Annotated in this window: 18 protein-coding genes and 1 pseudogene; 9 read left to right on the forward strand and 10 right to left on the reverse strand. The window is 72.5% G+C overall.

The window, feature by feature from the left end; genetic code table 11:
* Positions 1 to 365: 365 nt before the first annotated feature.
* Together AB0958_RS15455 and AB0958_RS15460 are read right to left on the reverse strand one after the other, a co-directional pair.
* Entirely contained in the window at positions 366 to 1,478 is a 1,113-nt protein-coding gene (locus tag AB0958_RS15455) for an ADP-ribosylglycohydrolase family protein (protein WP_366890986.1), read from the reverse strand.
* A gap of 191 nt (positions 1,479 to 1,669) precedes the next feature.
* On the reverse strand, positions 1,670 to 4,054 hold the full coding sequence (locus AB0958_RS15460) for a tetratricopeptide repeat protein (protein WP_366890926.1): 2,385 nt from the start codon (positions 4,052 to 4,054) through the stop codon (positions 1,670 to 1,672).
* Between the two features lie 110 nt (positions 4,055 to 4,164).
* Here AB0958_RS15460 and AB0958_RS15465 point away from each other — a divergent pair, with 110 nt between their 5' ends.
* The 3 genes from AB0958_RS15465 (at position 4,165) to AB0958_RS15475 (ending at position 5,587) form a co-directional block, all read left to right on the forward strand.
* Entirely contained in the window at positions 4,165 to 4,626 is a 462-nt protein-coding gene (locus tag AB0958_RS15465) for a prevent-host-death family protein (protein ID WP_366890927.1), read from the forward strand.
* A complete protein-coding gene (locus tag AB0958_RS15470) occupies positions 4,623 to 4,976 on the forward strand; it encodes a hypothetical protein (protein WP_366890928.1) in 354 nt (117 codons plus the stop codon). Before AB0958_RS15465 ends, AB0958_RS15470 begins: the two co-directional genes overlap by 4 nt.
* 71 nt (positions 4,977 to 5,047) lie before the next feature.
* Positions 5,048 to 5,587 carry a DUF2165 domain-containing protein gene (locus tag AB0958_RS15475; protein ID WP_366890929.1) on the forward strand — a complete coding sequence of 180 codons (540 nt, stop codon included), beginning with the start codon at positions 5,048 to 5,050 and terminating at the stop codon, positions 5,585 to 5,587.
* Positions 5,588 to 5,626: 39 nt separating this feature from the next.
* On the opposite strand, the gene AB0958_RS15480 is transcribed toward AB0958_RS15475, so the two are convergent.
* The gene (locus tag AB0958_RS15480) at positions 5,627 to 6,601 is read right to left on the reverse strand and encodes a helix-turn-helix domain-containing protein (RefSeq protein ID WP_366890930.1); all 975 of its coding nucleotides are present in this window, start codon (positions 6,599 to 6,601) and stop codon (positions 5,627 to 5,629) included.
* 236 nt (positions 6,602 to 6,837) lie between these two features.
* Between AB0958_RS15480 and AB0958_RS15485 the strand changes: the two genes are divergently transcribed.
* Both AB0958_RS15485 and AB0958_RS15490 read left to right on the forward strand, forming a co-directional pair.
* Positions 6,838 to 7,287: a peptidase inhibitor family I36 protein gene (locus AB0958_RS15485; RefSeq protein WP_366890931.1), complete on the forward strand. Its 450-nt coding sequence runs from the start codon at positions 6,838 to 6,840 to the stop codon at positions 7,285 to 7,287.
* A gap of 134 nt (positions 7,288 to 7,421) precedes the next feature.
* Positions 7,422 to 8,435, forward strand: coding sequence for a hypothetical protein (locus tag AB0958_RS15490; protein WP_366890932.1), 1,014 nt, complete (start codon positions 7,422 to 7,424; stop codon positions 8,433 to 8,435).
* Positions 8,436 to 8,438: 3 nt separating this feature from the next.
* On the opposite strand, the gene AB0958_RS15495 is transcribed toward AB0958_RS15490, so the two are convergent.
* The 3 genes from AB0958_RS15495 to AB0958_RS15505 form a co-directional block, all read right to left on the reverse strand.
* Positions 8,439 to 9,005 carry a hypothetical protein gene (locus AB0958_RS15495; protein ID WP_366890933.1) on the reverse strand — a complete coding sequence of 189 codons (567 nt, stop codon included), beginning with the start codon at positions 9,003 to 9,005 and terminating at the stop codon, positions 8,439 to 8,441.
* A gap of 88 nt (positions 9,006 to 9,093) precedes the next feature.
* Positions 9,094 to 11,679, reverse strand: a complete 2,586-nt coding sequence (locus AB0958_RS15500; protein WP_366890935.1) for a bifunctional FO biosynthesis protein CofGH — start codon at positions 11,677 to 11,679, stop codon at positions 9,094 to 9,096.
* 238 nt (positions 11,680 to 11,917) lie between these two features.
* Positions 11,918 to 12,763, reverse strand: coding sequence for an LLM class F420-dependent oxidoreductase (locus AB0958_RS15505; protein WP_366890936.1), 846 nt, complete (start codon positions 12,761 to 12,763; stop codon positions 11,918 to 11,920).
* 154 nt (positions 12,764 to 12,917) lie between these two features.
* On the opposite strand from AB0958_RS15505, the gene AB0958_RS15510 reads away from it, so the two are divergent.
* A complete protein-coding gene (locus AB0958_RS15510; RefSeq protein WP_366890937.1) occupies positions 12,918 to 14,420 on the forward strand; it encodes a CehA/McbA family metallohydrolase in 1,503 nt (500 codons plus the stop codon).
* 3 nt (positions 14,421 to 14,423) lie between these two features.
* Here the strand turns inward: AB0958_RS15510 and AB0958_RS15515 are convergent, their stop codons facing one another.
* Both AB0958_RS15515 and AB0958_RS15520 read right to left on the reverse strand, forming a co-directional pair.
* Entirely contained in the window at positions 14,424 to 15,275 is an 852-nt protein-coding gene (locus AB0958_RS15515; RefSeq protein WP_366890987.1) for a helix-turn-helix transcriptional regulator, read from the reverse strand.
* A gap of 21 nt (positions 15,276 to 15,296) precedes the next feature.
* A pseudogene (locus tag AB0958_RS15520) lies at positions 15,297 to 16,046 on the reverse strand (DUF6879 family protein); the annotation flags it as partial.
* 178 nt (positions 16,047 to 16,224) lie between these two features.
* Between AB0958_RS15520 and AB0958_RS15525 the strand changes: the two are divergent.
* From AB0958_RS15525 to AB0958_RS15535, 3 genes are all read left to right on the forward strand, one after another.
* Complete coding sequence (locus AB0958_RS15525) at positions 16,225 to 16,458, forward strand: hypothetical protein (protein ID WP_366890990.1); 234 nt, start codon at positions 16,225 to 16,227, stop codon at positions 16,456 to 16,458.
* Positions 16,459 to 16,582: 124 nt separating this feature from the next.
* A complete protein-coding gene (locus AB0958_RS15530; protein ID WP_366890938.1) occupies positions 16,583 to 17,083 on the forward strand; it encodes a hypothetical protein in 501 nt (166 codons plus the stop codon).
* 73 nt (positions 17,084 to 17,156) lie between these two features.
* Complete coding sequence (locus AB0958_RS15535) at positions 17,157 to 17,813, forward strand: class I SAM-dependent methyltransferase (RefSeq protein ID WP_366890939.1); 657 nt, start codon at positions 17,157 to 17,159, stop codon at positions 17,811 to 17,813.
* A gap of 76 nt (positions 17,814 to 17,889) precedes the next feature.
* Here the strand turns inward: AB0958_RS15535 and AB0958_RS15540 are convergent, their stop codons facing one another.
* Together AB0958_RS15540 and thrS are read right to left on the reverse strand one after the other, a co-directional pair.
* Positions 17,890 to 18,492, reverse strand: a complete 603-nt coding sequence (locus tag AB0958_RS15540; RefSeq protein ID WP_366890940.1) for a hypothetical protein — start codon at positions 18,490 to 18,492, stop codon at positions 17,890 to 17,892.
* A 43-nt stretch (positions 18,493 to 18,535) separates the two neighbouring features.
* Positions 18,536 to 19,762, reverse strand: coding sequence for a threonine--tRNA ligase (gene thrS, locus AB0958_RS15545; RefSeq protein WP_366890988.1), 1,227 nt, complete (start codon positions 19,760 to 19,762; stop codon positions 18,536 to 18,538).
* Positions 19,763 to 19,993 lie beyond the last annotated feature (231 nt).

Raw genomic sequence — 19,993 nt, forward strand, 5'->3', positions numbered from 1 at the left:
AGGCGGCTGAGCCGACGCCGAGCAGCGGCTGAGCCGACGCCGAAGGGGCGGTTGGGCCAGCGCCGAAGGGGCGGTTGAGCCGACGCCGGAGGCGGGAGCGGCAAGCGCCGGGGGCGGTTGAGCCGACGCCGGAGGCGGGAGCGGCAAGCGCCGGGGGGCGGTTGAGCCGACGCCGGGGGGCGGGAGCGGCAAGCGCCGGGGGGCGGTTGAGCAGGCGCCGGGGGCGGGAGCGGCAAGCGCCGGGGGCGGTTGAGCCGACGCCGGGGGCGGGAGCGGCTAGCGCCGGGGGGCGGTTGAGCCGACGCCGGGGGGCGGGAGCGGCTAGCGCCGGGGGGCGGTTGAGCAGGCGCCGGGGGCGGGTGCGGCTAGCGTGGGTAGCGGGCGAGCCAGCCCGGGGCCGCTCCGACCGGGCTGTGCAGGGCCGGGCCCTGGGTCATCTCCATCGCGAAGTCGTCGGCGAGTTCGAGGATCGTGGGGCGGCCCTCCACCTCGGCCACCCAGGACGGCGGCAGGGCCGTCTCGCCGTGCAGGGCACCGAGGAGGCCGCCGGTGAGGGCGCCGGCGACGGCGGAGGGGCCGGCCTGGTTCACGGCGAGGCACAGCCCGTGCCGTACGTCCTCGCCGACGAGCGCGCAGTACACGGCGGCGGCGAGCATCCCGTCGGCCGCCCCGTCCCCGGCGAGCTCCTCGACCCGCGCCGGGGACGGCATCCCCTGCCGTACGGCGCCGAGCGCGTGCTGGAGCGCGTCCGACACGGGCTGGTGCCCCGGCCGGACGGCGAGCAGCGCGAGGGCCCGCTGGACGGCCCCGTCGAGCGAGTCGCCCCGGGCCAGCGCGTGCACGATCACCGCGTACGCGCCCGCCGACAGACAGGCGGTGGGGTGCCCGTGCGTCTGCGCCGAGCACTCCACGGCCAGTTGTACGACGAGTTGCGGCTCCCACCCCACCAGCAGCCCGAACGGCGCCGACCTGGCGACCGCCTCCGGCCCCATGTCCTCCGGGTTCTTGGGCTCCTCCAGCGTCCCCATCCGCTCGTCCCCCAGCCCGAGCAGCAACGACCGCGTGGGGTCCCGCCGGGCGTACAGCCACTCCTCGCGGGCCAGCCACCCGTCGTCCTCGCGCCGCTCGTCGGGCCCCCAGTCGCGCTGGGTGGCCGCCCACCGCAGATAGGCCCGGTGCAGGTCGGTCGGCGGATGCCAGGCGCCGGTGTCCCTGCGCACCTGGGCCCTTATCAACCCGTCCACGGTGAAGAGGGTGAGCTGCGTGTGATGCGTGACCGTCCCGCGCCGCCCGTACCCGGCCCCGAGATCCACGATCCCGTCTGGCCCGTACGCCCCCCGGATCTCCTCCAGCGTCAGCCCGTCCACGGGCCCCCCGAGCGCGTCCCCGACGGCGGTTCCCAGCAGTGTCCCCCGCACCCTGCTCCGGAAGTCCTGCTGCTCCACACGCCCCCAGACGGCACCCGACGTCGCACTCACCATGACCTCCTCACGGGCACCGTCCGTACATACGAGCGCTGAGCACTGTAATCGACCGGGAACGGTCGGTTCAGGGGCCGGTTGGGTATGCGAGGTGTGGGTTGTGTGCGCCCGGCTGACCGGGTTTCGACCGGGTCGGCAGGGGCGGCGGGCGGTGCGCCGCGACCCGTCCGTGCGGCACCGGGTCGGCGTCATCCAGGAGGGGGTCCGCCGCGTACCCGGTCCCGTGCCTCCCGTGCCCAGGTGAAGTCGGGGGCCAGGGCGATGGCCCGGTCGAGGTCGGCCGACGCCTCGTCGTCGCGGCCCAGTTCGTGGAGGGCCACGCCTCGGCCGGCGAGGGCGGACGGGTAGGCGGGCAACAGGGTGACGGCCCGGGTGAATTCGGTGACCGCATCGGTGAAGCGGCCCGCGCGCCGGTAGGCGTCGCCCCGCTCGGAGGCGATCCAGGGTGAGTCGGGGGCGCGCCGGACCGCCTCGTCGAGGTCGGCGAAGGCCGCCGCCCACTCGTTCCGCGCCCCGCGCAGCCGTCCCCTGCGCACCCGCGCCCACAGGTGCCCCGCGTCGATGTCCAGCGCGCGGTCGAAGTCGGCGAGGGCCTCGTCGTACTGCTCCAGTGCGTGCCGGCACACGGCGCGGGAGGCGAGGGTGCTCGCGTCGGCCGGTTCCAGGGCGACGGCCCGGTCCAGCTCGGCCACGGCCTCCGTGAAGCGGCCTGCCAGCCGGAGGGTCTCGCCCCGGGCGGCGAGGAACAGCGCGGTGCCGGGAGCGAGGCCGTCCGCGCGGTCCAGGGCGGCGAGGGCCCCGGTGAGGTCGTCCAGGGCCCGGCAGCACAGGGCGCGGCCGTAGTGGGCCATCGGCCGCTCCGGATCCAGTGCGATCGCCAGGTCGTACTCGGCCAGGGAGCGGGCGGGTTCACCGGCGTTCCACAGTTCCCTGCCCCGGACCACATGGGCCAGCGCCCGGCCGCCGCTGTCCAGTCCGGGCCAGGCGAGGAGCAGGTCCACGGCGCCGGTCACCCCGTCGGCGAGGGCCTCGGTGAGGCGGCGTCCCCAGTCGCGTACGGCCGGGGCGTCGGCGGCGGTGCCCGCTTCCGCCACGGTCGCCGCCCAGCGGCGGCCGACCGCCGGGTCCGCGGCGCAGGCCGGCAGGAAGGTGCCGAGCGCTTCCGCGAGTGCCGTCTGCGGCCGGGCGCACAGGCGGTGGTAGGTCTCCTCGAGGAGCAGTGCGCGCCATGGTTCGTGATCCCATTCCGCGCCGGGGCGCAGCCCGTGCGCCGCCTCCGCGCGCCAGCGGCCGTAGGCCTCGGCGAGTGCCTCGTGGTCGCGGGTCCAGTCCCGTGGGGAGCGTCGCCGCCGCAGGCGGAGCATCGCGTCGCGGACCAGGTCGTGGTAGGTCAACCGGTCGGGCCGCTCGGTCACGAACGGCAGGCCGCGCAGCCAGCCGAAGAGCGCTTCGGCCTCCTCGGCGGGGCAGTCGACGGCCGCCCGGAACACGTCCAGGTCGAGGCGCCGGGGCAGCGCGCAGGCGAGTGCCACGGACCGGCGTGCGGGATCCGGTTCCCACTTCAGGAAGCGTTCCACGGCGGTGGCGCTGGGGTCTCCGACGTCGTCGGGGTCGGCGGGGCGCTGTTCGGCGAGGGCGGTGACGAGTACGGGGAGGCCGCCGCTGAGCCGCAGTACCTCCGCGATCACGGGTTCGTCCCGCACCCCCTTGTCCGCGAGCAGCCCGCGCGCCTCCGCCTCCGTGAACGGGCGCAGCGGGACGTCGGCCATGAAGTCGGCGAAGCCGCCCCAGCGGGCCGTGTCGAACGGGCGCTGGCCGGAGGTGACCACGACGACGTCGGCGGGGAGGGCGCCGTACCGGTCGGTGGTCATCACGTCGTGCAGCCAGGGGTCGAGGAAGGGGCCGGTGCGCTCGTAGGTGTCGAGGAAGAGGACGATCCAGGGGGCGGTGTCGGCGGCCGCGGTCAGTTCCGCCAGCAGTACCGGGGTCAGCACCCGCTCGGGGGACAGGACCAGCTGGACGTCCTCCTGGCTGCGGAAGCGGGCCCGGATCCGGTCGGCTCCCTGGGCGAGGAGATCGGTGTCCAGGGCCGCGGCGAAGGCGCCGGCCACCGGGACCATCCCCAGGCCCACCCGGGCCGCCCGGGCCGCGGCCAGGCTGCCCGCCGACGGTGCCTCCCGGTCCTGCGGTCCGTCCATCGCCAGGGCGGCCGCCGCCTCGTGCCGCCGCTCGCGGTGCGCGGCCAGCAGCCGGTCCAGTTCCTTGAACCGCCTTCCCTGGGCGCCGAACTGACGCACCATCGCCGCCATCGCCTCGGGCACGCTGTCCGCACCCTCGTCGACGTAGGCGGTCAGCGCCCCGGCCTCCCGGGCGAGCTGCTCCAACTCCCTTACCAGGAAGGTCTTTCCGACGCCCGCGTCACCGTGCACATGGAACAGGAACCGGTGCCGCTCGTCCTCGGGCGGCAGTTCGAGGTTCCGCCGGAACACGGCCCGCTCCTCGGCCCGCCCGACGAACCCGGCCCGGCGCCGCCGCCCGATCAGCTCCTGCATCGACGGCCGTGTCGACCCCATCCGCCCTCCACCCCCGCAGCCGGCCCACGCCCAGTCTGGCAGGGGCCCCGGCAGCCGGCCGGCGAGCGCAGCGATTGAATTCGGAATACGTTCCGAAGTATCGTCGCATCATGCCCACCCCCACGGTCGCCTTCTCCGAACTCTCGAAGAACTCGAAGCGGGTCGCCGAGACCCTCGACCGGTCCCAGCGCGTGCACATCACCCGCCGGGACGGCGAGGACCTCTACCTGACGACGGCCCGCCACGATCAGCAGCGCGAGGAGACGGCGGACATCACGGCCCGCCTTCTCGCCGCGCTCGTACGCAGTGACACCGGCGAGAGAGCCATACAGCAGGCGCTCCCGTCCGTCTTCCCGTGGGTCCGCCACCTGTCGGCGGACGAGCTGAAGCAGTTCGTGGCCGAACTCGTCGACGCCACCCATGACGCGGCCCAGCTCGACGTCCACACCAACCTGCACCGGGTCGTCGTCGAATGGCGCGCCACGGCACGCGTCCTCGCCGACCCCGAGCTCACGGCCCGGCTCACCCGTCGGCTGCCGGACGAGGAGCACGGCGAGGTGACCGTCCCGTGAGCCCCAAGCACGGCGACGACGCCGCCCCGCCGCCCGTGGGTGGGGAATGGCGCCTGCGTTTCGCGACGAACGAAGCGGCGAAGGGCTGGGGAGAGCTCGGCGCGGAGGCGCCGGGGAACACGCGGCGCTGCTTCGAGGCGCTGCGGAGCGACCCCGTGTCCCGAACGGACCCCGACCGTCAGCATCGGCTGCGCGGCCGACTGGCCTCGGGCAACCTCGGCGGTCGCGACCACCCCCAGTGGGAGGACGAGGTGACGGCAGGCGGTCGCGTCCGCTACCTCGTCGACGAGGCGCGCCACACCGTCCATCTCGTGTATGCGTCCACCCGCCACCCCAAAGACACCGAATAGCGCGCAGACCGACGGGTTCGCCGGTGGCGGCGTCGGGGTGTAATCGGCCGGGGCCGGGAAAGGACGGTGTCATGTCCACCTCCCACGCGCCCCGTGCGCTCTCGCTTGCCGCCGCCGTGCTCACCGGCACGGTCGCGCTCTACATCGCCCTCGTCGCCTTCGGGAACATCACCGACTTCGGCACCAACCAGGCCTTCGTCCAGCACGTCCTGGCCATGGACACCACGTTCAAGGACGACGACCTGATGTGGCGGGCCATCACGGACAAGGGGCTCGAGAACACCGCCTACGTCGCCATCATCGTGTGGGAGACGCTGGCCGCGCTCGTACTGATCGCCGGGACCGTGCTGTGGTTCCGGCGCGACGACGGCCGCGCGCGGCGCGTCTCCACCTACGGTCTGCTGATGCTCGTCCTGCTCTTCGGCGCCGGGTTCATCGGGATCGGCGGCGAGTGGTTCTCCATGTGGCAGTCCAAGACCTGGAACGGCCTGGACGCCGCGACCCGGGTCCTGGTCCTCACCGGCCTCGCGCTCGTCGTCGTCCAGCTGTCGGGCCGGTCGGCCACGGAACCGGCCACCGAACCGGCCACCGAAGCGGCCAGGAAGGACTGAGCGGGCCGGCCGCGGGCGCCCGGCCCTGCCGCCGCCTCGTCAGCCGACGTTCGCCCGCAGCATCGACGCGCCGAGCGGGGTCAGGGTGTGCAGGACGCTCGCGGCCTGCCGCTGGCTGGTGATCAGGCCCGCGTCGCGCAGCACGGTGGTGTGCTGGCTGATCGAGGACGCGGACACCCCGGCGACGCGGGCGAGTTCACCGGTGGTCGCGCCGGCGGCGGCCGCGCGCAGCACGGTGGCCCGGGTGCCGCCGAGCAGCGCGGCCAGGGAGGCCCCGGCGCTCCGGACGGGGCTCGGCTGCTGGTGCAGCGGGTACACGAGGACCGGCTCCATCGCGGGGTCGGCCATCGTGGTCGGGGTCTGCCAGCAGAAGTAGGACGGTATGAGCTTCAGACCGCGACCGCCGAGCCTGAGGTCCCGGTCGACGGTGGGATGGCCGACGTGCAGGACCGGTCGGCGCCAGCGGATGTCCGGCCCCAGACCGGCGAGCACGGCCTCGACCCCGCCGTCCAGCAGCGCCCGGCACCGGACGGCCCGGTCCGCGTCGATGCGCGCCTGGATCTCCTCGCCGTACGGCGCGATCGCGGTGTCGTGGTAGTCCCGCAGCGCCCGGACCAGCTCACCGCGCCCGTCCGGGCGGGCCAGTTCCGGCAGCCGGGGCGGGGCCCCCGAGAACTCGGCGAGGGTGCGCAGCTCGCCCAGCACCCGCCGGGCCGGGGTGGCGAGGACGGCCTCCAGGCCCGCCGCCAGCCCCTCGGACGACTCGGCCGGATTGAGGAAGTCCGGGTAGTAGGGCCCGCGGTGGAAGAGCGGCAGCAGCATCTCCCGCAGGACCCGCTGCTGTCCGCCCTCCCGTAAGCGCTGGCACGTGCCGCGGTACCAGTGCGCGTACGCCCAGCGGCCCTGCCTGGTCTGGAAGCGGTGCAGACTCTGCCCGATCTCCCACAGCGGGTCCGGCTCGTGGACGACACGGGTCCGGGCGAGATCGACGTCCGTGAAGTGAATGCGGAGCATGGCGGTCCCCACCCCCATGGGCCCTGGTCCGGAGCCGGTTCCTCCAGCATGGCCAGCGCCGTCCGCGACTGAACACCACGAAACCCGAAAAACTTCTGGAGCATCGGGTTCCTCCTCCTTGACCTGTGCCTTTCAGGCCACGCCACACATCGTGGCCACCGCTGGGCACCTCTGCGACCGTGAATCCCGTCCATGCCGTCCCCACCCTGCTCAGCCACAGTTCAGGGAGCGAGAACATGAAGAGAATGTCAGCCGTCGCCGCCGGCGTCGCCCTGCTGCTCGGCACGGCGGCCGGTACCGCCGCCGCCGACTCGTCCGGAGGTTCCGTCCTCGCCGGCTCCGCGTCGTCGGCCCTGTCCGCGCAGGTCGCCAAACCCGCGGCCGTCCCCGCCGGCTGCTCCGCCGGCTACCTGTGCTTCTGGGTCAACGCCGGCTACAACGACGGACCGGGCAAGCTGTCCGGGTCGAACGCCAACTGGACCGCCTTCCCGCACTCGACCTGCCAGACCAAGACGTGGAACGACTGCGCCTCGTCGCTCTACAACGACGGCGTGAACGACAACGCCGTGGTGTACACCGACGCCAACTACTCGGGCAGTTCCGGAACGATCGCCAGGGGCACCGGCGGAGACGTCAGCGCGGCCTGGAACGACGTCATCTCGTCCAACTCGTGGGTGGCGCCCTGACCGCGCCCCGTCCCCGGTGACGCCGTGACGGGCGACCGGCTCCACCCCGGCCGCCCGTCGCGGGCACCCCCCGTCGCCCACCGCGGGCACCGCTCGTCCCCCTCGCCGGTCCCAGTCGCAGGAGCACCTCCACGATGCCGACGGCCACCCCGCAAACCGCCCGTCCCACCGCCTCCCCCCTCCGTACGCCCGGCATCGGCGGCCTCCTCGCCTGCGTCGCCGCGGGTGCTCTCGCGCTCACGGGATGCGCGGGCACCTCGGCACCGCAGGCTGCCGCCCGGACCCCCGTGATCACGCCGGCCGGTCTCGACCTGCTGACCGACTCCGGGACCTACCCGGCCGCCGAGCGGTCCCTGACCCGCGCGGAGTCCCAGCTCGTCGCCTCCTGCATGACGGCCAGGGGGCTGCGTTACGTGGTCGTCGACTCCGCGTCCGCCGCCGCGACCGCGCCGAGCGCCCAGGTGGACCTCGGGCGGCGGCGCAGCCAGGGGTACGGGCTGTACGACCAGTACGCGGCGACCACCGGGAAGAAGCCACCGGCCGCCGCCCCCGAGACGCCTTCGGCGAACGACGCGTACGTCCGCCGGCTGCCCGCCGCCGCCGCGGCCGCCTACATGACGGCACTGCGCGGCGGCACGTCCGACCTGCGTACGTTCCGCATGGCGGAGGGCACCCTGGAGTTCTCGGTGAAGGGCTGCGAGGCGGACAGCCGCCGACGGCTGTACGGGAGCCTGACCACGTACGCGGAGCTGGCGGTCATCCCCCAGAACCTGAACGCCGCGCTCACCACCAGGGTGCAGCGCGACGGCGCCTATCGGGCCCTGATGCGCGAGTGGAGCACGTGCATGGCGGCCCGGGGTTACCACTACGCGCTGCCGAGCGACGCCCAGGCCCGGCTCAAGGCGTCGTACGCGCGCTCCGGTGCCACTGGGGCGCTGCGCAGGCAGGAGATCGCGACCGCGGTGGCGGACGGCTCCTGCGCGCTGCGGCTGCGGATCCCCTCCGAGGTCGTGACGATCAGGAAGCGGCTGGCCGGTTCCGCGCTCACCTCACGGCAGCGGGCCGCCATGGCGGCGCTGACGGAGGACTGGCAGCGGGCGACGGCGACCGCGCGGCGGATCGTCCGGCCGTCCGGCACCGCCGGCTGACGCCTACTTGACCACCGTCACCTTGGTGTCGGGTTCCGTGCCGAAGGTCCACAGGGCCGCGCCGTCCGCCTTGCGCATGCGGATGCCGCTGGTCTGCTTGCCGGCGGCAGGGGGCGGGGAGGCGCCGTCGACCGCGTTGGAGAAGGCGATCGACAGGCCCGACTTCGCGGCGAAGTAGAGGATGTGCTCGATCTGGACGCCGTCCGAGCCGGTCGTGGACGCCAGCGTCTTGGAGATCGTGTAGGTGCCGGGGTCGGGGCTCACCGTCCCCGGCCACACCGTGAACGTACGGGTCGCCTTGTCGCTCGCGTCCACCAGCCAGACCCGCTTGTCGCCCAGCGCGTAGACGACCCGGCGGCCGGTGCCGGAGGCCGCCGGGACGTCGGGGGCCTTCGCCGGGGCCGGGGACGCGGAGGGGTGGGCGCCCGCCGACGCGCTCGCCGACGGCCGGACCGTCGCGGCCGTGGGGTGCGGCCCCCTGTCGGCCTGTACGGCGAGGAAGGCGACGGCCACCGTCGCCCCCGCCGTCAGTCCGGTGACCGTGACCCAGGAGGGCAGTAGGGCAGCCACGGGTACGCATCTCCTCCGCTATGAGGCCCCCTGTACAGACGACAGAGGTCGGATCATCGTACCGGGCCGCACCCGGGCGCCCGGCCGTTCAGTCCAGCACCGGCAGCAGCTCCGGCAGGTGCCCGTCGGACGCCTCCGCCGCCAGCCGCCGCTCCTCGGACACCTCGCCGTACAGCGTCGTCCGCGGCCGCGCCGGACGGCCCGCCGCCTGCGCCACGGCGACCAGGTCGCGTACCGACTTGTACGAGCCGTACGACGACCCCGCCATCCGCGAGATCGTCTCCTCCATGAGCGTGCCGCCCAGGTCGTTGGCGCCCGAGCGGAGCATCTCCGCCGCCCCTTCCGTGCCCAGTTTCACCCAGCTCGTCTGGATGTTCGGGATGTGGGGGTGCAGGAGGAGCCGGGCCATCGCCGTCACCGCGCGGTTGTCGCGCATGGTCGGACCCGGGCGGGAGATGCCCGCCAGGTAGACCGGTGCGTTGGTGTGGATGAAGGGGAGCGTCACGAACTCCGTGAAGCCGCCGGTCCGCTGCTGGATGCGGGCCAGGGTGCGCAGGTGCCCGAGCCAGTGCCGGGGCTGGTCGACATGCCCGTACATCATCGTGGACGAGGACCGGATGCCCACCTCGTGGGCCGTGGTGACGACCTCGATCCAGGTGGCGGTGGGCAGTTTGCCCTTGGTCAGCACCCAGCGGACCTCGTCGTCGAGGATCTCGGCGGCCGTGCCGGGGATGGTGTCCAGGCCCGCCTCCTTCGCCGCCGTCAGCCACTCGCGGATCGACAGGCCGGTGCGGGTCGCGCCGTTCACCACCTCCATGGGGGAGAAGGCGTGCACGTGCATGCCGGGGACCCGCTCCTTCACCGCCTTCGCGATGTCGAAGTAGGCCGTGCCCGGCAGGTCGGGGTGGATCCCGCCCTGCATGCAGACCTCCACCGCGCCGACGTCCCACGCCTGCTGCGCCCGGTCGGCGACCTGGTCGAGGGAGAGCGTGTACGCGTCGGCGTCGGTGCGGCGCTGCGCGAAGGCGCAGAACCGGCAGCCGGTGTAGCAGACGTTGGTGAAGTTGATGTTGCGGGTGACGATGTACGTCACGTCGTCGCCGACGGCCGACTTCCGGACGTCGTCGGCGATCCGGGCCAGCGCGTCCAGCGCCGGGCCGTCCGCGTGGAGGAGGGCGAGGGCCTCGGCGTCCGTGAGCTTCGTGGGGTCGTCGGCGGCGGTGGCCAGGGCCTCGCGGACGTCGGTGTCGATGCGCTCCGGTGCCATGCCGGGGGCCGCCGCCTCGCGCAGGGCGCCCCAGTCGCCGTACACCTCGTCGAAGTCGTCGCGGCGGTCCGCCGTACGGCCCTCGGTGTCGATGGCGGTGTGCAGGTCGGTGCGCCCGGTGGCGACGAAGACCTCCTCCGGCTCCTGCCACGGACGGCCCTCGACCACCGCGTCGGCGACCGCGAGGCCGGTGGCCGGGTCCGCCAGGGCCGCGATGTGCGGGCGCAGCCGCGGGTCCAGCCAGGGCTCGCCGCGGCGGACGAACTCCGGGTACACGCAGAGGCGTTCGCGCAGTTCGAAACCGGCGGCCGCCGACTTCGCCGCCAGTTCCTCGATCTGCGGCCAGGGGCGTTCGGGGTTGACGTGGTCGATGGTGAGCGGGGAGACGCCGCCCCAGTCGTCGATCCCGGCCGCGATCAGCCGCTCGTACTCGCTGTCCACCAGGTTCGGCGGCGCCTGGATGTTGCCGGCCGGTCCCATCACCAGCCGCGCCACCGCCACCGCCGCCACCAGTTCGTCCAGCTCGGCGTCCGGCATGCCGCGCATCGCCGTGTCCGGCTTGGCGCGGAAGTTCTGGATGATCAGTTCCTGGACGCCGTGGTACGACCGGGCCACCCGGCGCAGCGCGAAGAGCGACTCGGCGCGCTCCTCGTACGTCTCGCCGATGCCGATCAGGATCCCGGAGGTGAACGGGACGGAGGAGCGGCCGGCGTCCTCCAGGACCCGCAGCCGGACGGCGGGCTCCTTGTCCGGGGAGCCGTGGTGCGGGCCGCCGGGCTCCGACCAGAGCCGGGTCGCGGTCGTCTCCAGCATCATCCCCATCGACGGGGCGACCGGCTTCAGGCGCTGGAAGTCGGTCCAGGACAGCACCCCGGGGTTGAGGTGGGGCAGCAGGCCGGTCTCCTCCAGGATCCGGACGGAGATGGCGCGGACATAGGCGATCGTGTCGTCGTACCCGTGCGCGTCGAGCCATTCCCGCGCCTGAGGCCACCGCTCCTCCGGCTTGTCGCCGAGGGTGATCAGGGCCTCCTTGCAGCCGAGGGCCGCGCCCTTGCGGGCGACGTCCAGGACCTCGTCGGGGGACATGAACATCCCGTGCCCGGCCCGGCGCAGCTTGCCGGGCACGGTGACGAACGTGCAGTAGTGGCACTTGTCCCGGCACAGGCGGGTGAGGGGGATGAAGACGCTCTTCGAGTACGTGATGACGCCGGGCCGGCCCGCCGCTTCGAGGCCCGCGTCCCGCACCCGGGCGGCGGAGGCGGCGAGGTCGGTCAGGGCCTCGCCGCGCGCCTGGAGGAGTACGGCGGCCTCGGCGACGTCGAGGGCGACGCCGTCCCGGGCGCGTTTGAGGGCGCGACGCATGGAGTTCTCGGTGGGGCCGGTTCCGGAGGTCGCGGAAGTCGTCATTCCTTGAGCATACGTAGGGGCTCCGCGGGTCCGGCGGGACCGGGGGGGGCGTGCGGTGCGGGGCCGGGTGCGGCTGCGTCGTGGCTGTTCGCGCAGTTCCCCGCGCCCCTGAAGGGGCGCGGACAAGCGGGCGCCACGATGAGCGCCCCCTCAGGGGCGCGGGGAACTGCGCGAGGAACCACGACGGACCCGCACTCCCCCCGTCACCCCGGTCCGGCAGCCGCGACGGCTCCCCCGCTCACAGGTACTGCGCGCACGCGTCCAGCACTCCCAGCACCTCCCCCTCCCCCGCCGGCGGCAGTTGCACCACCACCTCCTCGATGCCCAGCTCCGCGTAGTGCGCCAGCTTCCCCGGCGTCGGGTACACGGCGTACGGCACCACCTGGAGCGCCGCCGGGTCCCGCCCCGCGTCCTCCCACACGCTCCGCAGCACCGGCAGCGACTCCGTCAGCCCGCGCCCGCCGATGGGCAGCCACCCGTCCGCGTACTCCGCGATGTGCGCGAACAGCTTCGGCCCCGCCGCCCCGCCGACCAGCGTGCGCGGACCGACCACCGGCCCGCGCGGCTTCTGCACCGGCTTGGGGTGGGCGGAGGAGGCCCGTACGCTCCCGAACTCGCCCTCGTACCCGGTCGGTTCCGCCGCCCACAGCGCCCGCATCAGGGCCATCCGGTCCCGGGTCAGCTCCCGCCGCGTCCGCCAGGTCACGCCGTGGTCCGCGGCCTCCTCCACGTTCCAGCCGAAGCCGACGCCGAGGGTGAAACGGCCGCCGGAGAGGTGGTCGAGCGTGGCGATCTGCTTGGCGAGGTCGATCGGGTCGTGCTGGGCGACCAGGGTGATGCCGGTGCCGAGGCCGAGGCGCTCGGTGACGGCGGCGGCCTGGCCGAGGGCGACGAAGGGGTCGAGGGTGCGGCCGTACTCGCGCGGCAGTTCCCCGCCCGCCGGATACGGGGTGGTCCGCTCGACCGGGATGTGGGTGTGCTCGGGCAGGTACAGACCGGCGAAACCGCGCGCCTCCAGCTCACGGGCGAGGCGGACGGGGGCGACGGTCTCGTCGGTGAGGAAGATCGTGACGGCTATACGCATGCCCCATCTGTACCGGTGGTGGCTCGATCTGTCCATACCGACTGGTCGGCATCACCCGTCCCACCGTTCACACCGCTCCGCACATGACATACGGATGCCTGTGGATCCCCTCTCCTTCCAGGGGAGTTCACGTCCGGCGGGGAGAGTGAGCGGCATGTGTGAGGACACGCACGGCATCGGCAGACGCGCGCTGATCGTGACGGGCGCCACCGCAGCCCTTACGTTGGGAACCGTGAGCTTCGCAGCGGCGGACGGTCAGCACCAGGAGACCCGCACGGTACGCGGCACGCTGCCACCCGGCTGCCCGGACTTCGTGTACGTACCGGTCGAAGTCCCGCCCGGCGTACGGGAGATCAAGGTCTCCTACACCTACGACAGACCGAGCGTCCCGGCCGGCACCCCGGGCAACGCGCTCGACATCGGCGTCTTCGACCAGCACGGCACCGAACTGGGCGGCAAGGGCTTCCGGGGCTGGTCCGGCGGCGCCCGCACGGAGTTCTTCGTCCGCGCCGACGACGCGACCCCCGGCTACCTCCCCGGCCCGGTGGGCGCCGGTACCTGGCACATCGCGCTGGGCCCCTACACGGTGGCCCCGCAGGGACTGTCGTACGAGCTGACGATCACCCTGACCTACGGCGAACCCGGCACCCCCGTCCGCCCGGTCTACCCGCCGCAGCGGGCCAAGGGGCGCGGCCGGGACTGGTACCGGGGCGACTGCCACCTGCACTCCTGGTACTCCGACGGCCGCCGTACCCCCGCCGAGATCGCCGCCCTCGCCCGGGCCGCCGGCCTGGACTTCATCAACTCCTCCGACCACAACACGCACTCGGCGCACGCGCACTGGGCCGACCAGGCCGGCGACGACCTGCTGATCATGCTCGGCGAGGAGATCACCACGAGGAACGGCCACGTGGTCGCCCTCGGCACCGACCCGGGCACCTTCGTCGACTGGCGCTACCGGGCCCGGGACAACCGCTTCGGCCACTTCGCGCAGCAGATCCACAAGGCCGGTGGCCTGGTCGTACCGGCGCACCCGCACGCCACGTGCGTGGGCTGCGCCTGGAAGTTCGGGTTCGGGGACGCGGACGCGGTGGAGGTCTGGAACGGGCCGTACACCCCCGACGACGAGGTGGCCCTCGCCGCCTGGGACGCCACGCTCGTCGCCTCGGTACGGAACAACCGGCGGTGGCTGCCCGGCATGGGCAACAGCGACGCCCACCGCGACCCGGACGTGGTCGGCTCGCCCCAGACGGTCGTCCTCGCCGACGACCTGTCCCGCGAGGCCGTCCAGGAGGGCTTGCGCGCGGGCCGCTCCTACATCGCCGAGTCGAAGAACGTGACCCTGAGCTTCACGGCGACGGGCGGGCGGGGCGAGCGCGCGGGCATCGGCGAACGCCTGGCCGTGGCCGCCGACACCCCAATCACCGTCCGCCTGGAGGCCTCCGGCGTCCCCCGCTGCACGGTGCGCCTCGTCACGGACGAGGGCGTCCTGCTCACCACCGACCCCTTCCCGGTGGCCGGCTCGGGCACGGTCGAATGGCAGACGACGCCCTCCTACGCGGCGTACGTCCGCGCCGAGATCCGCCACGAAACCGCGGCGGGCCCGGTCCCGGGCGCCCTCGCGGCCCTCACCAACCCGATCTTCCTGGGGCGGTGACCTTCAGGACGGGTCCAGGGCACGACGGGCGGCGGTGATGAGGTTGTGGGCGCCGGTCCCGTAGACGGCGGACTCGCGCAAGGTCTTCCAGGTGCGGAGGTAGAGGGCGAGGGTGTCGGAGTCGTCGAGCCAGAGTTCGGCGTGCCAGGTCTCGGTGACGACCTCACGATCGTCGTATATCCAAAAACCCTGCCCTGGCGGAACCTTGAGCGGCACCCCGAGCGGCACGATGCCCAGCTCGACGGTGTCCATACCGATCACGCCTGCCAGACGGTCGAGCTGGGCCGCGAGGACCGAGGGCGAACAGACCAGGGAGCGCAGCACGGGCTCCCAGAGCAGGATGTGGTAGCTCCGGCCCCCGGCGTACAGCAGTTCCTGCCGCTTGACGCGCGAGCGTACGGCGGCCTCGATGTCGCGCGGGGACTGGTGGAGATCGGCGAAGCGGGTGAGGACGGCACGGGCGTAGTCGGGGGTCTGCAGAATGCCGACGATCCACGAGGACTCCCAGGCGCGCAGCACCTTCGAGCCGGCCTGCGCCTCGTTGTGAGCGTCCTGTACGGGCTTGTGTCCGCCCACCAGCTGCCGCCGCCACGAACGGATGTGTGACTCGAATCCCGCCAGGCGAGCGCGCAGTTCCTCGTACGCGGCGGGCCGACCGCAAGCCTCGGCCCACTGCTTGAGGTCCTCCGGAGTGGCGGTCTGCCTGCCCAGCTCCAGCTTGGAGACCTTGGAGCCCGGCCAGCCGAGCTTTCCGGCCAGGGCGGTGCCGGTGAGACGGCCGTCAGCAGCCGAGAACCGCAGCTCCCTCAGGCGTGCTCCGAGGGCTTCGCGGGCCTTCTGGTAGTCCGTGCTCACCGGGCCACACCTGCTCAACGCCTCCTTCGCGGCCATGTCCGCCGCGAACTGCTTGTACGGGACCGCGTAGTGCAGCGCGATGTCCCGCAGTCGGTTGTACTGGTTCACGGTCGCCGGTTCAGTGATCAGCTCTGCGCCCGTGAGGTTGTCGTCATCATCGAAAACGAGGATGGCGACGAGGTGCGCGTCGAAGATCCAGAAATCCTCGTCGGGCAGGTGGACCCGCTGGGCGTCCTCACGCCACATGGTGCGCACGTCCTCCCCCAACGCCGCGTTCTTGTCGCCGTACGCGAGAAGATACAGCTGGCCGGTGGTCGGCGGACTGTCGACGATCCGGACCCGCCCGACGTACGCACCGTCATCGGTCTTCGCACGGATCGTGCGGCTCCATTCGGTGTCCAGGTCCCAGGTGGGGGCCTCGCCCCGGACGAACTGAGCGTATGTGTCGGTGAGTTCGTCGGAAGCGTAGCGCTTCCGCATCTCCAGGTGCCACGCACTGTGCTGGAACTTCTCGAAGAGCCGGCCGAACTGGTCCAGACCGATGATCCGCGGCCTCGGATCACGCTGCTTAGGGCCGAAGTCGACCAGGGTGTTGCGCGGGACCACGATCGGGATCTCATCCGTACCCAGGTGCTGGAGCCGTGCGATGGCCTCGGGGTCGGTGAGGCGTGGCCCGTGCACGATGATCTCGCCCGAGTCAAGGTCTTCATGCACAGCAGGGCAGCCGCCCTCGCCGCTGCCTGTGCCGTTGAAGCGCAGTCGTCGGGTCATGACCTGCATCCCTTCCGTGGTGACCTGACCGATCACCACAGCATCGCCGGGCCCGGGGACCGGGACCATAGAGCCCAGCCGCCTTTGCGAGAAAAACCGAGCCAAAAAATCAACAAGATGAGAAAAATCGAGAAAACCGCGTAGTGCCGACGAACTGCCCAGCTCTAGCGTCCGGTTCATGGCACCGAAGAACGTGCAGGACGCCACCGACACAGAGGCGACGGTCGATGCGCTCAGAACCGCCCTGGACAGAGAAGAACCAACCGTCGGCTCCCTGGTCGTCGACACCGCCCGCGACCTGCTCGGCTACGTGATGGGCCAGGAAGGCCCCTACGTCCAACTGCGCCCGGTGGCCGGGAATGGGACGCCGACCCCGGTCAGGTCCGGCGGGCCACAGACGAAGAGCGACTGAGAGCAGTGACCGAACGCACCCGCGCCATGAACTCGTTCAGCAGCGGCGGCATCTTCCGGTAACCCAGCCGACCGAGGAAGACCGCCGGACACGACCCCTCTCCGAAGGATCGAAGGAGTAGTCGATGACCGTCACGCTCGACCGACCTGCAAGCACCCGCACCCGCGACCCGAAGGAACTCCTCAGCGCCGTCCAGCCCCACATCAAACACCTGACGATCAACGTGCTGAACGGCGGCATGTCGCTGTGGGACGGTGAGGTCTCGCTCCTGCTCCGCGACCACACGATGGTCCGCGACATGGCCGAGCGCATTCTCGGCAACGCCGTCATGTACACCATCGGCTGCATGGAGCACCCGGAGGTCCACCTCGGTGTGGGCAAGCTCGTCGACATCGGCGACCACCAGCTCATCCTCGACACACCGGTGTGGTGGGCCCTCTGTGACGTGTACAACGAGGGCCGCTTCAAGCACCACGCCCCGTTCATCGAGCGCCGACGCGACGGTCTGTGCCTGCGCACGGCGGACTTCCTGAAGTCCATCGGCTTCGAGGTCGACGACGACCTGTGGGCGGTCGACGGCACGGACTGCTCACCGTGCGACAACAAGGTCCCCGACAGCCACTGAACGGTTCTACGCTGGGCCTCTGTCCCCGGTCTCCGGCGGACACGGGCCCAGCCTTTTCGACGAAGGACTTGCCTTGCCCGCACAACACGACATCGCCGCCGAGACGGAGCTGTGGGACACCTTCGCCACTTCCGCTTTCAAGGACGACGCGGAGCCGGACTTCTGCTGGACCCAGTACGCCGGCCACGGCCCCGGCCCCGAACTGCTCGGCGACCCGCGCGCCGTCCTGGAGATCGGCTGCGGCACCGGCCGAGCCCTCGCCCACCTCGCCCAGCGCGGAATCTGCGCTCGCGGTGTCGACCTTTCTCCCGTCATGGTCGAGAAGACCACCACCAAGTGGGGGCGCACAGGCGCGGAGTTCGTGTGCTCCGAGGTGCTGGAGTACCTGAGCACACACGAGGACACGTACGACGCCGTCTACTCGATCTTCGGAGCAGCCTGGTTCACCGATCCGGGCCGCCTCTTCCCCCTCGTCCGCCGACGGCTCAACCCGGGTGGCGTCTTCGTCTTCTCACAGCCTCCGGCCATCCCCGGCGCTTACGGACCGCAGGGCATGTACAAGGGGGGCTTCGCAGGCAAAGCGATGTTCACCTACCGCTACAGCTACCGTCCGGCCGTCTGGGAGCGCCTGCTCACCCGGGCCGGATTCGCCACGGCCCACGCAGAGGTCCTTGACGCGCCTCACCCAGGGCACATCGGGACCCTTTTGGTCCGCGCTGTCGCGATGTGAACCACGGTGGACCCCTACACGGTCGCCCCAGGGGCTGTCGTACAAGCGGACTGCAGCGGCACTTCCCGCGAAGCGCTCAGCGGCGGCCGTCCCGTCCGCTCGCGCTGCGCCGCAGTTCGCGCCGCAGCGCGCGTCGTTGCTTTCCCGGCAGGGTGGCGGCCAGCTCGCCCACCGGGGCGACGTCGTGACCTTCGCCGTTCCGGCGGCCCCGGCACCACCACACCGGCGGCCCCGCCGCGTCCGTCGCCCCCGGGTACCAGTCGGCGCCGGTCCCCGCGGGACGCGGGTGCATGCCGAGCTTGTGCTCGCCGCAGACCGGCCAGACCTGCCAGAGCAGCTCCACCAGGGTCTCCTGCGCCGCGTCCGCTACCACAAGCAGCACCGTCGCCTCGTCGTCCGGCTCCAGCGGGTCGCCCTCCTCGGGGTCGTACGCGTTCACCTGGTTGCCCTGCCAACGGCCGTCGGGCATCGCCACGTGGACCCGCCCCCTGTCGGTCTCCCATGGGTCGACCATCAGCACCAACGGGTCCTGCCCCGGCAGGGTCGCCGTCACGTCACGGTTGACCACGGCGAGCGCGGCCTCCAGCTTCGGCCACTCACCGGGCTCGACCGGCCGGGGCTCCGGGAGCCGCGGGCGGTCGTGACCAGGACCGATGCGGTGATACGAGAAGTAGCTCACCGGGGCATCGTGCCATCCGCGCTGTCCTGGTCGTCTTCGCCCGCTATGAACCGGCGTCGTACCACAGGTCGACGCTGTGCGCGTCGACGAGGGCGCTGATACCGGTCAGGACGTCGCCGACGGGCCGCGGGCCGAGCCGGCGACCGTCACGCAGGCGCACTGCGACGAGATCGTCGGCGGCTTCCCTGGCGCCGATCACGGCCTGGTAGGGAACCAGGCGCGCCGCCCGGACGCGTGCGCCCAGAGTGCCGCGCTCCGGGCCCGCGATCTCGGCCCGCAGCCCGAGGCCGACGCAGCGACGGGCGAGCGCTTCGGCCTGCGGCAGTTCGGTGTCGGAGACGGGGAGGATCACCAGTTGGGTGGGGGCGAGCCAGGCGGGGAAGGCCCCGCCATGGTGTTCTACGAGATGGGCGACGGCTCGCTCCACGCTGCCGATGATGCTGCGGTGGACCATGACCGGGCGGTGTCTGGCGCCGTCCGCGCCGATGTAGTGCAGGTCGAACTGCTCGGGCTGGTGGAAGTCGACCTGGACGGTGGACAGGGTGGACTCCCGGCCGGCCGCGTCGGTGACCTGGACGTCGATCTTGGGGCCGTAGAACGCGGCCTCCCCCTCGGCCGCCTCGTAGGCCAGGCCGGACTGGTCGAGGACGTCGGTCAGCAGGGCGGTGGATCGCCGCCACTTCTCGGGTGCGGCCACGTACTTGCCGCCGGGCCCCGGAAGGGAGAGCCGGTAGCGGGTCGCGGTGATGCCGAGCGCCTGGTACGCCCGACGGATCATCTCCAGCGCCGCACGCGCCTCTTCGGCCACCTGGTTCAGGGTGCAGAAGATGTGCGCGTCGTTGAGCTGGATGGCCCGGACGCGGGTCAGCCCGCCGAGCACCCCGGAGAGTTCGGCGCGGTACATGCCGCCTAGTTCGGCCATCCGCAGCGGCAGTTCGCGGTAGCTGTGGGACCGGGAACGGTAGATGACCGCGTGGTGCGGACACAGGCTCGGCCGCAGGACGACCTGCTCGCCGCCCAGTTCCATCGGCGGGAACATGTCGTCGCTGTAGTGCGCCCAGTGCCCGGAGATCTCGTACAGCTCCCGTTTGCCGAGCACCGGCGAGTACACGTGCTGGTAGCCGGCTCGCCGCTCGGCGGCGCGGATGTACTCCTCCAGGGCGTGCCGTACGGTCGCGCCGTCGGGCAGCCAGTAGGGCAGGCCGGCGCCGATCAGCGGGTCGGTGTCGAACAGGTCGAGTTCCCGGCCGAGTCTGCGGTGGTCGTGCACAGTGGTCATCGCGGTCTCCCTCGCTGGTTGCGGGGCAGGAGACCGGGCCTACGACGAAGCCCCGGGGCACCTGCCCCGGGGCTTCGCATCAGGTCGTCTGTCAGCGCGCCGGGACACTCTCCGGCGTCGTCGTCATGGCAGCGCGCTTCATGCCGGTCACCGTAGCAAGGGCCCCGGGCACCCGCCGGTCATTTTCGGAGCCGTGCCCACTGTCGACGGCACGGGCGAACC

Origin of the sequence: Streptomyces sp. NPDC006655 (assembly GCF_040703965.1) — a bacterium.
Classification (GTDB): Bacteria; Actinomycetota; Actinomycetes; order Streptomycetales; family Streptomycetaceae; genus Streptomyces.

Bases quoted from the DNA above. Each gene is read 5' to 3' on its own strand.
- AB0958_RS15485 (WP_366890931.1), top strand. From the start codon at position 6,838: ATGAAGAGAATGTCAGCCGTCGCCGCCGGCGTCGCCCTGCTGCTCGGC.
- AB0958_RS15510 (WP_366890937.1), top strand. From the start codon at position 12,918: ATGTGTGAGGACACGCACGGCATCGGCAGACGCGCGCTGATCGTGACG.
- AB0958_RS15475 (WP_366890929.1), top strand. From the start codon at position 5,048: ATGTCCACCTCCCACGCGCCCCGTGCGCTCTCGCTTGCCGCCGCCGTG.
- AB0958_RS15460 (WP_366890926.1), bottom strand. From the start codon at position 4,054: ATGGGGTCGACACGGCCGTCGATGCAGGAGCTGATCGGGCGGCGGCGC.
- AB0958_RS15505 (WP_366890936.1), bottom strand. From the start codon at position 12,763: ATGCGTATAGCCGTCACGATCTTCCTCACCGACGAGACCGTCGCCCCC.
- AB0958_RS15525 (WP_366890990.1), top strand. From the start codon at position 16,225: ATGGCACCGAAGAACGTGCAGGACGCCACCGACACAGAGGCGACGGTC.
- AB0958_RS15480 (WP_366890930.1), bottom strand. From the start codon at position 6,601: ATGCTCCGCATTCACTTCACGGACGTCGATCTCGCCCGGACCCGTGTC.
- AB0958_RS15490 (WP_366890932.1), top strand. From the start codon at position 7,422: ATGCCGACGGCCACCCCGCAAACCGCCCGTCCCACCGCCTCCCCCCTC.
- AB0958_RS15530 (WP_366890938.1), top strand. From the start codon at position 16,583: ATGACCGTCACGCTCGACCGACCTGCAAGCACCCGCACCCGCGACCCG.
- AB0958_RS15465 (WP_366890927.1), top strand. From the start codon at position 4,165: ATGCCCACCCCCACGGTCGCCTTCTCCGAACTCTCGAAGAACTCGAAG.
- AB0958_RS15500 (WP_366890935.1), bottom strand. From the start codon at position 11,679: ATGACGACTTCCGCGACCTCCGGAACCGGCCCCACCGAGAACTCCATG.